The organism is Tigheibacillus halophilus (genome assembly GCF_042683165.1).
GTDB lineage: Bacteria > Bacillota > Bacilli > Bacillales > Amphibacillaceae > Tigheibacillus > Tigheibacillus halophilus.
Window position 1 is genome coordinate 425,495 of sequence record NZ_JBHUIZ010000015.1, and the last position, 15,916, is coordinate 441,410.

Here is a 15,916-nt window from a genome sequence, read left to right on the forward strand (position 1 = left end):
GTCTTATACGGAGGTGAAAAGATGGCAGCGTCTTTTTGTCAAAAAACATTATTGATTACAATCGGCCAAACACCACGAAACGATTTGATGGATGCTTTTGAATCAGCCAATTTAAACAACATTCAAATGCTAGGGGCCTTGGACGCATTATCTGAAGAAAAACTAGAGGCTCTCAAGCAGGCATCAAGCGGTAAGGCTGAGAAACTATTCGTCGTATTGAAAAATGGCACGGCCAATATTGCGCATCAGTTTATTGAAGAACAGATACGGAAGCTGGTTGAACAACATTATGATCAGGCTTCATTGATTGTAATTCTATGCATGAGTGATTTTGAGGCTGTCGAATTGCCAAAGGTAGTCAGCCCGATCCAATTAATGATGGAAAAAGCAAAGCAAATAAAATCAGGTGAGACCGTCCTTATTTGCGTACCTATTCAAGAGCAGTTAGAAACAGCAAAGAAGAAATGGAAAAATGTGAATGGCGATAAATATTTCGCCGTCGTTAATCCGAAAGAGGAACAAGTATCCGAACAAATGATGCAACAGTTGGCAGTATACCAGCCAAAACACCTCATCATGGATTGCTATGGGTACGACTATGAAATAGGGAAGGAAATTGAGAAGCGTTACCCATGTACAGTATATAATGGGCAAAGTTTGATCATAGATAAAATCTGCAATAACGATGTACTTTATTGAAAATGCATAGTACCTGTTTTATAGAAAAGGAGAAAGGAGAAAATAACATTGATCAATGGGGAAAGGTTATGGCGAAACATTCATGAGTTAGCGGCTATTTCAGAGGAGGATAAACCTTGGACAAGAAGATCCTTCACCGCAAAGTATAATGAAGGCAGAAAATGGTTGGTTAAACAAATGGAAGAAATCGGACTGGAAGTGCAAATTGACGAGGCGGCAAATGTGACCGGGAAAAGGAGTGGGACAAACCCTGAACTCCCTCCCATTGTCATCGGTTCACATACAGACACAGTTCCAGATGGGGGAAGATTTGACGGTATCGCTGGTGTGCTCGCTGGGTTAGAGGTATTAAGGACTTTGAAGGAACAAGATATACAACTGCCTTATACCATCCTCCTGACAGATTTTACAGCTGAGGAGCCATCAGAATATGGTTTATCCACTGTAGGAAGCCGTGCATGGGCGGGGAATCTGACAAGCGACATGCTGCAATATAAAAACGCTGAAGATAAAAGCTTATCAGAGGCTATTGCTTTTGCTGGAGGGGATCCAGAAAATATTGCAATGTGTAGAAAAGCAAAACAAGCAGTGGCGTTGTATCTGGAATTGCATATCGAGCAAGGACCGGTTTTATTACATCATCATGCACAACTGGGTGTTGTAACAGGAATAGTGGGGATTCAACGCTATAAAATAACTGTTGATGGCCAGCCAAACCATGCTGGCACCACGCCAATGAATATGAGGATGGACGCATTGACTGCTGCTTCTGAAATAGTGTTGGCTTTAGAGAAAGAAGCAAAGAAAAAATACGACAACCAGGTTGTGGGCACCATCGGGACAATCAATAACTACCCGAATGCTTCTAATGTTGTACCTGGAAAAGTAGAGATGGCAGTTGAAATCCGCAGCGTTTCTGATCCTGTCATCGATCAGCTCGGTTCCAACTTTAAAAAAGAGGTTGCATCCATTTCAGAAAAGAGAAAGATAACAATCGCTGTTGATGACATTTCCCGTTCTAAGCCGATTGTAGTAAAGGAAAAGGTTCGTGATTTATTGACAAAAGCATGTGAGGATGTTGCAGATAATATAGTAGCGTTACCAAGTGGGGCGGGACATGATGCTAATCAGATGTCGCTATTGGGGCCAGCCGGAATGCTATTTATTCCTTGCAAAGACGGAAGGAGCCATTGTCCAGAGGAATGGGCAGAAAAAGAAGACGTATGTTTAGGTGCGGAAGCTATGCTGAGAGCGGTATTACATTTTTGCGAAATGGAGGCAACATAATTTTACAATCGGAAATAAGTCTTTTAGAGGTACCTGAAAATCCAGAAAAAAGGTTTGATTGAGTATAGTGTTCGTTAAGATGTATTAAATGAAGATAAAAATAAAGCCGCAAATCATTCCGGACACCTCCTCCCAAATGATTTGCGGTTATTTGCTACTTGCGGCTCATGTAGGAGGATTGAACATTTCCCAATATATTTTTTCAAAAGATAACTATAGCTGATTATCAAAATGAATTGCAGAGCTGTCAGAACACATATGGAAAAATCTAAAGGGGACGAAAAACCCCCCGTGGTATCAGATTCAGAGTGAACTGATACCATGGGGGGGTTACCCTTCACCTTTACACTTCATCCAACTTTATGAATATCGATTTTTTGCCCTTTTTTACGTCGTTCCCTGAATTCAGCAGCTGCAGTGAAGAGCGCATCCGTAGACGAGTTGAGTGCTGTTTCACAAGAATCCTGCAAAACGCCAACGATGAATCCCACTCCAACAACCTTCATTGCCATGTCATCCGGAATACCAAAGAGGCTGCATGCCAAGGGGATCAATAATAAAGAACCACCAGCAACGCCAGATGCTCCGCAAGCACATACTGCCGCTACGACACTGAGGATGAAGGCGGTAGGAATGTCCACTGGAATATCCAGTGTATGCACCGCTGCCAGTGTCAAAACAGAAATCGTAACTGCTGCCCCAGCCATATTAATGGTTGCACCTAATGGGATGGAGACAGCATAAGTATCTTTATTCAATCCCAGTTTTTCACACAGGTTCATATTAACTGGGATGTTCGCCGCGGAACTGCGGGTGAAGAACGCCGTAATACCACTTTCCCTTAAACATCTGAATACTAGTGGATAAGGATTTTGCCGTGTGCATACGAATACGATGATTGGATTGACAACCAAAGCGACGAAAATCATACAGCCCAATAAAACAGCGAGTAATTTTCCGTAACCAAGCAACGTATCCAGCCCGCTTGTCGTAATAGATTCGATTACCAGTCCCATGATGCCGAATGGGGCAAGTTTGATGACCCATGTGACGATTTTGGTCACAGCATCCGAAACATTCGAGATCATTGTTTTAGTCGTATCTGGTGCACTTTTCAGCGCTAAACCAAGCACGATAGCCCAGGCTAATATACCGATATAGTTCGCATTGTATATGGCCGACACCGGATTATCCACGATGTTCGTCAGCAATGTTTTCAAAACTTCTGCAATACCGCCAGGGGCCGTTAAATCATCCGAGGCCGTGGCTAATGTCAAACTGACAGGAAACATGAAACTTGCAATCACTGCAACAAGACCAGCTAAAAATGTACCAAAAAGATAAAGGACAAGAATAGATTTCATATTTGTTTTGTGGCCACTTTTATGTTGGGCGATAGCTGCCATCACTAAGAAAAATACCAATACAGGAGCGACTGCTTTCAAAGCTCCTACAAATAAGGTGCCTAGTATGGTTAGAGTTTTTGCTACGCTTGGTACAGCCAGGGCTAAAATGATGCCGATTACCAAACCAATGCATATTTGCTTGACAAGGCTTAAACGATTCCACGCATGCCACACTTTTCTCATGAAGTTCCCCCTTACATGCAACATTCCAGCGCTCATGAGAAACGAACATTGGAATTTGAATGCCATTATTTTTTAACAATTTATTTTTATAAAGAATATTATAATTAATGGCGTTTGTCAATCGGAGCAGTGTTAGCATGCAAAGTAATATATGGTGTTCTGCTGAAAGCTTGTGAGGAATTGGTTTAGAGTGATTGCATTTGTCAGAATCCAGCAAAAAATAGTGCAGTATCAAAGTTTTAAAAATGCCTGTCCCTAATGATACATCAAGGGGACAGGCTTAAAAACCTTATACATGGGTTAATTATTTTAATCAATTTTTTTTACGGTTTCTCCCTCCACGAACAAGGGTTGATAATAGGTCTCGTTAGGCAGGTTCTTCTTTCCTTGTAATTTTTTAATGATCCAATCCGCCGCATCCCTTCCCATTTGTTCTTGTGGATGTGTCAACGTCGTTAGTTTGATGTTCGCATTTTTAGCCATGTATGAATTGTCCTGACCAATGATCGATAATTCATCCGGTATAGAAATATCAAGGTGTTTGCATACCTTTGTTACTTCAAGCCCAACCTGATCGTTATAACATACTAAGCCAGTCAATTCCTCTCTGTTTTCCATCAGGAATGACTTCAGATTCGTATAAAGGTCAGGCTTTGATTCCGTGCTGAAAGAAAACACCTGTCCTGGCTGAAAACGTAATTTGGCTTCTCCGAGTGCCTTGATATATCCTTTCATTCGATATTTCCCTTGCAAATCATCCGTTTTTGTAAGGAGGCCTATTTGCTTGTGCCCCTTTGAAATCAATTCTTTTGTTGCTAAATAGCCAGACTGCACATCATCGAGACAAAAGAAGGGTACCTCTAACTCTTCATAATAAGCATTGATCATGGTGAATGGCACATTCTGTTCTTTGAACGACAGGTAGTAGGCGATGTTCGGATTGTACAAGTTGCTTTTGGTTGGCTCAATAATCAAACCATCTACTCCATATGAAAGCATCGTTTCCAATGCTTTTTTTTCCTGATCGACGTCATTGTTCGTACTGGCTAATAGTAACGAATAGTTATTTGCATTTAACCTGCTTTCGATTCCGCGAATGATAGAGGGGAATATGTAGTCAGATATATAGGTGGTAATGACACCAATTGTTTTCTTATTGGCTGTTCCACTGGATTTTGCCTGATATTGGCTGCTGACATAAGTGCCGGATCCTTTTTCGCTCCTTAGAAATCCCTCGCTCGCCAGTTGTGCAATAGCTCTGCGAACGGTGTGTCTGCTGACTTCATATTGTTCAAGCATGGCGGTTTCGGTTGGAATACGATCTCCTTCATTATAATTTCCGGAAAGGATATTACTTTTTATATCATCAATAATGACTTGATATTTTGGTTTCAATTCTCTCACTGCTTTCATAGGTCATTTCATTTTATTTGATTCATATCAATATTTATACGTACATATTTTACCATTGTTATGAACGGATGAAAAGATTTCCTTTTAAACCAGTATTCAGTATTGGGAAGACTATTGTACAGTTTAATTTAGCCTTATTAAAACGTCAAATATATATGTATATATTTGAATATAATTGACAAATATACGTACAAAAATTATACTGTAACCGATGAGAAAGCGCCTTCTTTTGATTATGAATTGGTATCAGAAAGGGGATTTTATGTGAAAGCAGATCAAGCGAGCATGAAACAGGCAATCGTCAGTGGAGATACTTCCCTTGGAATCGAGCTTGGATCGACCCGCATCAAGGCTGTGCTGATTGACAATCATTTTGAAACGATCGCCACTGGAAGCTATGAATGGGAAAATATCTTAGAAAATGGCTTTTGGACGTACAACTTGGCAGATATTATTACTGGTCTGCAGACGGCTTATAGCGAAATGAAACAGCAAGTGGAAAGAAGTCATGGGGTCACTATCCGGACAATTGGTTCTATAGGGATTTCTGCAATGATGCATGGGTATCTGGCTTTTGACCACACCGGGGAATTGCTTGTCCCGTTTCGTACTTGGCGCAACGCGACAACTGGTACGGCAGCAAAAACATTGACGGATCAGTTCCAATTCAATATCCCGGAACGGTGGAGTGTTGCACACCTTTATCAGGCAATACTTAATGAAGAAAAACACTTGCCACGTATTGATTTTATGACAACATTATCAGGGTTCATGCACTGGCTGCTGACAGGCAAAAAAATACTTGGTATCGGGGATGCTTCAGGCATGTTTCCGATTGATGAAACAACACAGGATTATCATGAGACAATGCTGAGACAGTTTGATGAATTGATTGCTGCCAAAGGTTTTCCATGGAAGCTGGAGGATATTCTTCCTGAAGTTTGTATTTCAGGTAAACAAGCTGGCGAACTTACCAAGATCGGTGTAAAAATACTGGACAGATCACAAAATTTACAACCCGGTATCCCGCTCTGTCCACCAGAGGGAGATGCAGGAACAGGCATGGTTGCGACAAACAGTGTGAGACAACGTACGGGAAACATCTCGGTCGGGACTTCTATTTTTGCCATGATCGTGCTGGAGGAAAAACTTTCTAACGTATACCCCGAAATAGATTTAGTAGCCACACCAAACGGAAGTCCAGTCGCAATGGTACACGCGAATAACTGTTCAAGTGACATCAACGCCTGGCTAGGCCTGTTCCGTGAATTTTCGGAAGCGATGGGCCAAGCAGTAGAAACAGATACATTATTTGATGTGATGTTGACGAAAGCATTAGAGGCTGATCAGGATGGCGGCGGTTTGCTGAGCTATGGTTACTACTCAGGCGAGAATATCACTCGATTGGAGAAAGGGCGGCCATTATTCGTTCGCTCTCCCGAAAGCAATTTTAATTTGGCAAACTTCATGCGGACGCATCTTTTCACTGCCTTCGGGGCTTTGAAAATCGGTATGGATATTTTGAAAAAGAAAGAAAATGTTGCAATTGACAGCATTCTGGCCCATGGCGGCCTATTCAAAACCCCTGTTGTTGGTCAGAAAATGATTGCGGCTGCAATTAATGCACCAGTCTCGGTGATGGGAACAGCTGGAGATGGAGGAGCCTGGGGGATCGCTATTCTTGCATCTTATATGAAGAATAAAGAACGAAATGAGAGATTAGAAGATTTTCTTGATGAAAAAGTGTACCGAACTTCAAATAGGACGGAAATACATCCGGATCAATCGGATGTGAAAGGCTTCGAAGAATTTATCGAACGATACAAGAAAGGTCTGGTAATCGAGCGGGCAGCTGTAGACCACTTTATGTGATAAGCAGCAATTTGGAGGTGACGCTATGTTAGAGCAACTGAAAAAAGAAGTATTTCAAGCAAATCTGGATTTACCGAAACAAGGACTTGTGAAATATACTTGGGGAAATGTAAGTGCCATTGATCGTAAGAGCGGTCTGTTTGTAATCAAGCCCAGTGGTGTGGACTATGAAACAATGAGAGAAAATGATATGGTGGTCGTCGATTTGGACGGAAATATCGTTGAAGGGAAATTGAATCCGTCATCCGATACAGATACCCACGCTGTGCTTTATAGATACTACACGGAAATCGGCGGCATCGCACACACCCATTCCACTTGGGCGACTATTTGGGCACAAGCAGGCCTCGATGTGCCGGCAATGGGAACCACACATGCTGATACTTTCTATGGGTCTGTACCCTGTGCGCGTTTTTTGACAGAAGAGGAAATCGACCGTGGTTATGAAACGGAAACCGGCAACGTGATCATTGAAACATTTGAAGAACGCGATTTGGACATTTTAGCGGTGCCAGGGATTTTGCTGCATGGACACGGCCCGTTTACATGGGGAAAGGACGCAAAGTCAGCAGTCATGAACAGTGTGGTGCTGGATGAAGTTGCAAAAACGAATTTATTTGCTCGGGGTTTGAATCATTTTGCAGAGGAATTGCCACAGCGTATTTTAGATAAGCATTATTTGCGAAAACATGGAGAAAACGCTTATTACGGGCAAGAATAATGCAAAAATTTTGATTGATGGAGGGGAATCTGTATGTCTGCAATGGAGAAAAAACAGTTTTGGTTTATCGTCGGTTCACAACATTTGTATGGTGAAGAAGCCTTGGCAGAAGTAAAAGCACATGCGCAAACAATGACGGATGCCCTAAATGAAAGCGATATTTTGCCTTACCCGATTGTATTGCAAGATCTAGCCGTCAGCGCAGACAAAATCACTAATATGATGAAGGAAGCTAATTATCGTGATGAAGTTGCTGGTGTCATTACCTGGATGCATACATTTTCACCAGCGAAAATGTGGATTCGCGGCACAAAATTATTACAAAAGCCCTTGCTTCATTTGGCAACACAATTCAATGAACGTATTCCATGGGAAACGATTGATATGGATTTCATGAACCTCAATCAATCGGCCCATGGTGATCGGGAATACGGCTTTATCAATGCGCGTTTACAAAAACGTAATAAAGTAGTCGCAGGCCATTGGAGACATACCGAGGTACAACAACAAATCGCGGATTGGATGGACGTGGCGGTTGCTTATCATGAAAGCTTCGATATCAAAGTAGCCCGCTTTGGGGATAACATGCGAAACGTTGGCGTAACAGAAGGAGACAAGATTGAAGCTCAGATCCAATTTGGGTGGACAGTGGATTATTTTGGGATTGGGGATCTTGTGCAGTATGTGGAAGCTGTAAAGGTGGACGAAGTGGATGCTTTATTTGCAGAATATGAAAAGCGCTATGAATTCGATTACGGAACATATAGCAAGGAAGAGTGGGAGGCTAGTGTGAAAGTACAGGCAAGCTATGAAATAGCCATTAAACGTTTCCTTGATGATGGCGGTTATCGTGCCTTTACGACTAACTTCGAAGATTTATATGGTATGGAGCAGCTTCCTGGTCTTGCGGTCCAGCGTTTGATGGAACAAGGCTATGGTTTTGCAGGTGAAGGGGACTGGAAAACTGCAGCATTAGATCGCTTACTCAAAGTAATGAGTCATCATCAAGCGACGGGTTTTATGGAGGACTATACCTATGAATTGACTCCGGGACAGGAATCAGTGCTTCAATCTCATATGCTTGAGGTTGATCCGACCTTGGCTGGCAATAAACCGCGAATTGTTGTATCTCCCTTAAGCATGGGGGAGCGCAAAGATCCGGCACGATTGGTTTTTGATGGTAAAGCAGGGGACGGGGTAGTCGTTTCAATGGCTGACTTCGGCACGCACTTTAAACTATTGATCAATGAAATTTCTGCATTCGAGCCGACTGCGCCAGCGCCGAGACTTCCGGTGGCTCGTGTGCTTTGGGAAATCAAGCCTGATTTCCAACATGGTGTGAAGACTTGGATTGAAAATGGGGGCGGCCATCATACCGTTGTATCATTGCATTTGACAACGGATCAGATCATAACTTATGCAAAACTGGTTAACTTGGAATATACCGTCATTAACTAATGAGCTTGTGAGAGCGCTGCTTTCTTACAGGCAAAATATAAGAACGGATGCTGGCACATGCATCCAAAAATAAGGAGCTATGGACCTTTTTATCATTACTGGCAATAATATCCCTTGGGTTGTTATTGCCTCTTTTCTTAAAGACAAAAGACTTCTCCTTCCAACTGCTAAAATATGCCAAATTGGCAAAACGCTTGTTACTTATCGTACAATAACAAAGACGTTATACGTTTCTCAGGGCGTTTGAGTGTATAATCAAAGCATGTGCTAGTCAAATTTTTTCAGTTCTCTGACTGCATTGGCCGAGAACTGCCCTCTAAAGGGAATGAATGTAAGCAAGCGAGATACTGGTTAGGAGGATGAACATGCGTGTATCACGAAAAAAAGGACCATTGTACTCACAAATCAGAGATATTGTTCGGGATCGTATTTTACACGGGGTTTATGCAATAGGAGAGAATATTCCCCCTGAACCTGAGTTGGAAAGAGAATTCAATGTCAGTAAAATTACCGTTCGCAATGCGATCAAGGAACTGGTTCAGGAGGGTTATCTGGAGACTAGAAGCGGTAAAGGAACAAAAGTGATACGGAATATAACCGCCTCCAAACTTTCCAGGGGCAAACGGTTTACCGAAACATTGGTGGAACAGGGGCATAAAGTTCAAAAGCAAATTCTGAATGTCAACGAACTGGAAAATCAACCAGGTACAGAAAAATATCATTTATTCGGAAAATATTGCTTCAGTATAGAGCGCCTTTACTTTCTTGATGATCGTCCGTATATCCATTATATGCATTATGTTTCCAGTCAACTGATGAACAGAGAGACTGCGGTTTATCAGGATCAATCGTTATATAAGCTGATCGAGGACAAGAATATCGACTTGAAAACCTTTCGAGATCAGTTTGATGTGGTCGATGTACCTGCAAATGTTGCCAAGAAATTAGAAATGGATGATGATCGTATGATTTTGAAGCGGGAACGATATGCTTATGACGAAAACGATCAGCTAATTGAATATAGTGTGGGATATTATAATACTTCCATGCAAAAGTACTTGATTCACTATGATGTGTAGTCTGGAAAGACATGGTATCTATTGTCGCCAAACCGTGGTTTTGCATGGATGTTTTATCCGCGGTTTTTTATTCATTATTTTTTTACCTCATAAACATTATAATGTTATATTGATTTATCGATTGAAAAGTGGTAGGCTGGTGAAGAAAGAGAATGATAACCGCTTACACTAATACAGCATCAGAGATAAAAGGGATGATTACATGAAGAACAGTTTTATTTTGCGGAATGTAAAACGTATCGATGGCAACAGCGCAGATATAGCAATCACAGATGGAAAGATTAGCAACATATCTCCTGCTGGAGGTGAATCAGAAGAGCATATCATTGATTTTCAAAATAAAGTCTATGTATCTAGCGGTTGGATTGATATGCATGTACATGCTTTTCCGGAATTTGATCCATATGGGGATGACATGGACGAAATCGGATATAAATCAGGAGTCACTACTATTGTAGATGCTGGCAGTACTGGGGCTGACCGGATCAATGATTTGATGAGCAACGCTAAAGACGCCAAGACAAATTTGTTAGCTTTCTTGAATATTTCTCGAATCGGACTGAAACAAGTTGATGAATTGGCTAACCTTAGTTGGCTGGATGAAGGGAAATTGCTGCAGGCAATCGAAAACTATGGTGATGCCATTGTCGGCTTAAAAGCGAGAATCAGCAAAAGTGTTGTTGGGCCAAATGGGGTAGAGCCTCTAAAAATCGCACGAAAGTTTTCTGATGATACGAGTCTGCCACTCATGGTGCATATCGGGTCTGGCCCCCCGGAAATTAAAGAAGTGCTGCAGTTACTGAAAAAAAACGATGTGATCACCCATTTTTTGAATGGAAAAGCCAACAATGTATTCGATACAGGAGGCAATCCGCTGCCTGAACTTCTGGATGCAATCAAACGTGGTATTCACCTTGATATTGGACACGGCAATGCCAGTTTTTCCTTCCATACAGCAGAACAGGCGAGGGCAAGTAATGTCCATTTCAACACGATCAGCACAGATATTTATCGGAAAAATCGGCTTGAGGGTCCAGTATACAGCATGGCAAATGTGCTAACCAAGTTTCTGTATTTGGGATACTCGCTAAAAGAAATCATAGATGGTGTTACTGTGAACGCAGCAAACTGGTTGCGGCGGCCGGAACTTGGGAAAATGCGAAATGGTCAAACCGCCAATCTCACTTTGTTTTCAGTCGAGGATAGACCTGTAACTTTGTTCGATTCGGAAGGAGAAAGCAGAAAAGCTGAACAGCAAATTGTTGTAAAAGGAGTTGTAATCAATGGAGAATACATTGCATGCTAAATATGGTTTGAAAAGAGTCATCAACGCAAGCGGACGTATGAGTATTTTAGGTGTATCCGCGCCTAGTGATACGGTGATGGATGCAATGAAAACTGGCGGTCAGAATTATGTGGAAATCTCCGATCTGGTGGATAAAGCCGGACAGCATATTGCCGATGTGATCGAATCTGAAGCGGCAGTGGTAGTCAACTCAGCATCAAGCGGTATCGCGCTTTCCGTTGCTGCGATGGTTACACAAGGGGAACGACACAAGAGCGAAAAGCTGCACCAGGAAATCCTGCCGAAAAATGAAATCATCATGTTGAAGGGCCATAATGTGCAATATGGCGCTCCGATGGAAACAATGATATACCTTGGCGGCGGTAAATTGGTGGAGGCAGGGTATGCCAATGAAGGAAAAGTGGAACATATTGCTGATGCTATCAACCAACAGACTGCAGCTATTTTATATGTGAAATCCCATCATGCGGTTCAAAAGAATATGATTTCCGCAGAAGAAGCATGGGAAATTGCACAGGCTAACAATGTACCAATGATTATTGATGCTGCTGCCGAAGAAGATGTGAAAAGATATGTGCAAATATCCGACTTGGCGATATACAGTGGTTCCAAAGCCATTGAAGGGCCGACATCCGGAATTGTTGCTGGCAAGCAACGATATGTGGATTGGGTCAAACTTCAGCAGCATTATATAGGGAGAAGTATGAAAGTAGGTAAAGAAACGACGTTCGGGCTGCTCCAAGCGCTGGATGAGTATATGGAAAAAGAAGATAACAGCGAACAAGAAAAGGCCAGCCTGCAAATGCTAACTTCACTCTCGGCCATCAATGGTGTGAAAGTGACAATTGTTCAAGATGAAGCGGGGCGTGCTATTTTCCGTGCAAGAATTCAAATCGATCCTTCAGTCGCCAGCATCACAGCCAAGGAAGTGAATGACCGATTAAGGAATGGCGACATTGCTATTTATACACGTGATTATGGTGTCAGCCAAGGATTTTTTGATATCGATCCACGACCGCTCCAATTGGACGACATGAAAGTCATCAAGCAAAAATTGGAAAATATTCTGGGAGGGAAATTAATATGATGAAAATGGAGGAGAGATTTTATCGCGGCCGGGTTGCATTGAATGTACTTGCTAATAGTGTGGAAAACGCGAAAGAAGTTTTTGAATCTGCTGAAGGGCATGTGCTGGTAGGGGTGCTTTCCAAGGATTACCCAACCGTGGATGCAGCAGCAGAAGCGATGAAAGCATATGGAGAAGCGATAGATGATGCAGTTTCCATCGGATTAGGCGCCGGAGATAATAAGCAAGCGGCAGTAGTCGCCGAAATTGCCAAGTATTATCCTGGCAGTCATATCAATCAGGTATTCCCTTCCGTGGGAGCTACCCGGATGAACCTGGCTGGAAAAGATAGCTGGATCAATGCGCTTGTCTCACCGACAGGGAAAACTGGCTATGTGAATATTTCCACGGGTCCTGTCAGTGCAGAATCACAACATGCCATTGTACCGATTAAAGCAGCTATCGCGCTTGTTCGTGATATGGGTGGAAACGCATTAAAATATTTTCCCATGAAAGGTCTGACCCATAAAGATGAATTCTGTGCTGTAGCTAAAGCCTGTGGTGAAGAAGCGTTCGCTTTAGAGCCGACTGGTGGTATCGATTTGCAAAACTTTGAAGAGATACTGGACTTGGCATTGGAAGCAAGGGTCCCGAAAGTAATTCCGCACGTATATTCCTCCATTGTAGACAAGAAAACTGGAAAAACCAACGTGGAAGATGTCATAAGTCTGCTAGCCGTCGTTAAAAAGCAGGTTGATAGATATGCCTAAAAAAATAGTGACATTTGGGGAAGTCATGATGCGTTTGCAGGTGCCAGGTCATGAATTACTGGCGCAGGCAAATACATTGCAGTACACCTTTTCGGGGACGGGAGTGAATGTTGCTGCTGCAATGGGAAAGCTTGGACACGAAGGATATCTTGTTAGCAGAATACCGAGGAACCCTTTGGGTGAGGCAGCATTGTCATTTTTGCAGCGATTAGGGATTAGAGATACATATATTTCTTGGGGTGGAAAATATATGGGCATGTACTTTCTGGAAAATGGTTTTGGACAGCGGGCGAGTCGTGTGACCTATACGAATAGGTTGGAAAGCAGCTTCAACACAGCTGGATCATTTGATTATGATTTGGATTCAATTGCTGAATTTGCAGATGTTGTGCATTTTTGTGGCATCGCATTGGCGATGACAGATAAGGTTCGCGAAACAATGAAAACGCTTGCCAGAAGAGTCAAAGAAAAAGGCGGAATAGTATGTTTTGACTGTAACTACCGGCCTTCTTTGTGGAAAGGGGGATATGACGAGGCAAAACCACATTATGAGGAAATGCTCGCTTTGGCAGACATTGTCATGATGAATGAAAAGGATGCCATGTATATTTTAGGAATGAAAACGGAGAAGACGACGAAGGTAGGGCAGCTGAAAGAGTTGATCCCAAGCGTTGCAAAAATGTTCCACATCAGAACCATTGCGGGGACACATCGGGAAGTCAAACAAGATAATATCCATTCGCTTAAAGGATTTATATATCAAAATATGACTTTTTCATTCTCGGAAAATATGTCATTTTCCGTTTTTGACAGAATTGGTGCCGGAGATGCTTATACAAGCGGCATTCTACACGGAGAATTGAAGGGGCTTTCGCCAGAAGAAACCGTCCGGTTTGCTGCAGCTTCGGGTATACTCGCTTGTACAATCGCCGGGGATACGCCCATGGCGACCGAAGAGGAAATACGCTCAGCCATGTCAGGGGTCATGGAAGATGTGAAAAGATAATCAGACATATGTGTGAATAGGGTATGGACCTTCTCCAGTATACAAAAGAAAGCTGGCAGAAGGTTCCGATTCGAGTGGATTTATGACAACCACAACAATGTCCACCCTGAAAGCTTTTCAGGAAATAAGAAATAGCAAGGACCCTTCAAAAGGGTGATTATGAAAACGATTTCTTGGCAAAGGATAGGTGGTATATATGAATTTATATCTGCTGGTCATAACGATTGTAGCGATTGTTATCGTGATATTAGGAGTTTCATGGTGGAAATGGCATGCATTTATCAGTTTAACTGTAGCTAGTCTGTTTTTGGCTCTTTTCGCAGGTCTGTCCATGGATAAGATCGTGGATGCTTATGAAACTGGTGTGGGATCAGTCCTTGGGCACCTGGTTGGCATATTAGCGCTTGGAACAATTTTGGGGAAAATGATGTCCGATTCAGGTGCAGGTAAAAAAGTGGCCGATTTTTTTATTGAGAAGTTCGGAAAGAAAAAGTTACCATGGGCTATGTTGCTCTCGGGATTTATTATTGGAATTCCCGTATTTTTTGAAGTAGGGCTAGTTATTTTACTTCCGTTAGTGATATCTATCCGCAAATCGACCAAGCAAAATATTTTACTGATAGGTATCCCTGTTTTAGCGGGTTTGTCAATTGTTCATGGATTGGTTCCGCCGCACCCTGGTGCCATGACAGCTATTGGTATCTATGATGCCAATATGGGGCACGTTCTTCTTTATTCATTGATCATTGCTTTTCCGACTGCAATAGTTGCCGGACCTTTATTTGCCAAGTGGGTTCACAAACGTGTGGTTCCAGTAGGAGAGCCGGAATTATTTCAAGAAGAAAGAAAACTGGCGGAATTGCCAGGTACAGGTATTTCATTCTTTACGATATTGCTGCCTGTCTTGCTTATGTTGCTTACTGTTATTGTTCCTTATATCTCTCTTCCAACGGTGATTGCAAAGTTTCTGATGTTTATCGGCAGTCCTGTCATCGCCTTATTGCTTGCCTGTTTCGCAGCATACTATTTCTTGGGATACCGCCAGGGGATGGAAGGAAAATTAATTAAAAAGTTGACAGATGACTGTTTGCTTCCCTTAGCTTCGATTATTTTGATCATTGGAGCTGGCGGAGGATTTAAGCAAATTTTGATAGATAGTGGTGTTGGGGATGCCATTGCGACCATGGCGGAGCAAATTTCTTTGTCGCCGATTGTTTTGGCATTCTTGGTGGCGGGGTTAGTGCGGGTTGCAACTGGATCTGCTACTGTCGCACTAACAACAGCTGCTGGAATTGTTGCTCCGGTAGTGGCCCACATGACAGATGTGAATTTGGAATTGTTGGTTATTGCGACAGGGGCCGGTTCATTGATGCTATCACATGTCAATGACGCGGGTTTTTGGTTGGTGAAAGAGTATATGGGGCTGACAGTGAAAGAAACATTCAAGACCTGGACAGTGATGGAAACCATTCTTTCTTTTGTGGCTTTTGCTTTTGTGCTTGTTTTAAATGCTATCATTTAAAGCAGTAAGTGTGAGAAAGGCGGGATTTTTCTACTAAAGAATCTCCACCTCTTCTATAAGAAGTTTGACATGTTGATGGGAAACAGGATAGCTGTTTTGAGTGCTATCCTGTTTTTGGTTGCCGGGTG

Annotated in this window: 13 protein-coding genes; 11 read left to right on the top strand and 2 right to left on the bottom strand. The window is 42.4% G+C overall.

Annotation, left to right across the window (positions count from 1 at the left end; genetic code table 11):
* Positions 1-21 precede the first annotated feature (21 nt).
* Positions 22-699 carry an AroM family protein gene (locus ACFSMW_RS17740; protein ID WP_390357634.1) on the top strand — a complete coding sequence of 226 codons (678 nt, stop codon included), beginning with the start codon at positions 22-24 and terminating at the stop codon, positions 697-699.
* Between the two features lie 48 nt (positions 700-747).
* The gene (locus tag ACFSMW_RS17745) at positions 748-1,986 is read left to right on the top strand and encodes a Zn-dependent hydrolase (RefSeq protein ID WP_390357635.1); all 1,239 of its coding nucleotides are present in this window, start codon (positions 748-750) and stop codon (positions 1,984-1,986) included.
* 350 nt (positions 1,987-2,336) lie between these two features.
* On the opposite strand, the gene sstT is transcribed toward ACFSMW_RS17745, so the two are convergent.
* Together sstT and ACFSMW_RS17755 are read right to left on the bottom strand one after the other, a co-directional pair.
* Positions 2,337-3,575, bottom strand: a complete 1,239-nt coding sequence (gene sstT, locus ACFSMW_RS17750; protein ID WP_390357636.1) for a serine/threonine transporter SstT — start codon at positions 3,573-3,575, stop codon at positions 2,337-2,339.
* A gap of 309 nt (positions 3,576-3,884) precedes the next feature.
* A complete protein-coding gene (locus ACFSMW_RS17755; protein ID WP_390357637.1) occupies positions 3,885-4,970 on the bottom strand; it encodes a GntR family transcriptional regulator in 1,086 nt (361 codons plus the stop codon).
* A gap of 303 nt (positions 4,971-5,273) precedes the next feature.
* On the opposite strand from ACFSMW_RS17755, the gene ACFSMW_RS17760 reads away from it, so the two are divergent.
* The 9 genes from ACFSMW_RS17760 (at position 5,274) to ACFSMW_RS17800 (ending at position 15,788) form a co-directional block, all read left to right on the top strand.
* Positions 5,274-6,860 carry a xylulokinase gene (locus tag ACFSMW_RS17760; RefSeq protein WP_390357677.1) on the top strand — a complete coding sequence of 529 codons (1,587 nt, stop codon included), beginning with the start codon at positions 5,274-5,276 and terminating at the stop codon, positions 6,858-6,860.
* A 25-nt stretch (positions 6,861-6,885) separates the two neighbouring features.
* Positions 6,886-7,581, top strand: coding sequence for an L-ribulose-5-phosphate 4-epimerase (locus tag ACFSMW_RS17765; protein ID WP_390357638.1), 696 nt, complete (start codon positions 6,886-6,888; stop codon positions 7,579-7,581).
* A 33-nt stretch (positions 7,582-7,614) separates the two neighbouring features.
* On the top strand, positions 7,615-9,039 hold the full coding sequence (gene araA / locus ACFSMW_RS17770; RefSeq protein ID WP_390357639.1) for an L-arabinose isomerase: 1,425 nt from the start codon (positions 7,615-7,617) through the stop codon (positions 9,037-9,039).
* 359 nt (positions 9,040-9,398) lie between these two features.
* Positions 9,399-10,118: a GntR family transcriptional regulator gene (locus ACFSMW_RS17775; protein WP_390357640.1), complete on the top strand. Its 720-nt coding sequence runs from the start codon at positions 9,399-9,401 to the stop codon at positions 10,116-10,118.
* A gap of 202 nt (positions 10,119-10,320) precedes the next feature.
* On the top strand, positions 10,321-11,424 hold the full coding sequence (locus ACFSMW_RS17780; protein WP_390357641.1) for an amidohydrolase/deacetylase family metallohydrolase: 1,104 nt from the start codon (positions 10,321-10,323) through the stop codon (positions 11,422-11,424).
* Positions 11,402-12,511, top strand: a complete 1,110-nt coding sequence (locus ACFSMW_RS17785) for a DgaE family pyridoxal phosphate-dependent ammonia lyase (RefSeq protein ID WP_390357642.1) — start codon at positions 11,402-11,404, stop codon at positions 12,509-12,511. Before ACFSMW_RS17780 ends, ACFSMW_RS17785 begins: the two co-directional genes overlap by 23 nt.
* Positions 12,508-13,260, top strand: a complete 753-nt coding sequence (gene dagF / locus ACFSMW_RS17790; protein ID WP_390357643.1) for a 2-dehydro-3-deoxy-phosphogluconate aldolase — start codon at positions 12,508-12,510, stop codon at positions 13,258-13,260. Before ACFSMW_RS17785 ends, dagF begins: the two co-directional genes overlap by 4 nt.
* A complete protein-coding gene (locus tag ACFSMW_RS17795; protein WP_390357644.1) occupies positions 13,253-14,266 on the top strand; it encodes a sugar kinase in 1,014 nt (337 codons plus the stop codon). Before dagF ends, ACFSMW_RS17795 begins: the two co-directional genes overlap by 8 nt.
* 196 nt (positions 14,267-14,462) lie before the next feature.
* A complete protein-coding gene (locus ACFSMW_RS17800) occupies positions 14,463-15,788 on the top strand; it encodes a GntT/GntP/DsdX family permease (RefSeq protein ID WP_390357645.1) in 1,326 nt (441 codons plus the stop codon).
* The last annotated feature ends 128 nt before the right edge of the window (positions 15,789-15,916 follow it).

Coding starts and splice junctions, on each gene's coding strand:
- ACFSMW_RS17740 (WP_390357634.1), top strand. CDS start 22: ATGGCAGCGTCTTTTTGTCAAAAAACATTATTGATTACAATCGGCCAA.
- araA (WP_390357639.1), top strand. CDS start 7,615: ATGTCTGCAATGGAGAAAAAACAGTTTTGGTTTATCGTCGGTTCACAA.
- sstT (WP_390357636.1), bottom strand. CDS start 3,575: ATGAGAAAAGTGTGGCATGCGTGGAATCGTTTAAGCCTTGTCAAGCAA.
- ACFSMW_RS17800 (WP_390357645.1), top strand. CDS start 14,463: ATGAATTTATATCTGCTGGTCATAACGATTGTAGCGATTGTTATCGTG.
- ACFSMW_RS17795 (WP_390357644.1), top strand. CDS start 13,253: ATGCCTAAAAAAATAGTGACATTTGGGGAAGTCATGATGCGTTTGCAG.
- ACFSMW_RS17765 (WP_390357638.1), top strand. CDS start 6,886: ATGTTAGAGCAACTGAAAAAAGAAGTATTTCAAGCAAATCTGGATTTA.
- ACFSMW_RS17785 (WP_390357642.1), top strand. CDS start 11,402: ATGGAGAATACATTGCATGCTAAATATGGTTTGAAAAGAGTCATCAAC.
- ACFSMW_RS17760 (WP_390357677.1), top strand. CDS start 5,274: ATGAAACAGGCAATCGTCAGTGGAGATACTTCCCTTGGAATCGAGCTT.
- ACFSMW_RS17775 (WP_390357640.1), top strand. CDS start 9,399: ATGAACATGCGTGTATCACGAAAAAAAGGACCATTGTACTCACAAATC.
- ACFSMW_RS17780 (WP_390357641.1), top strand. CDS start 10,321: ATGAAGAACAGTTTTATTTTGCGGAATGTAAAACGTATCGATGGCAAC.
- dagF (WP_390357643.1), top strand. CDS start 12,508: ATGATGAAAATGGAGGAGAGATTTTATCGCGGCCGGGTTGCATTGAAT.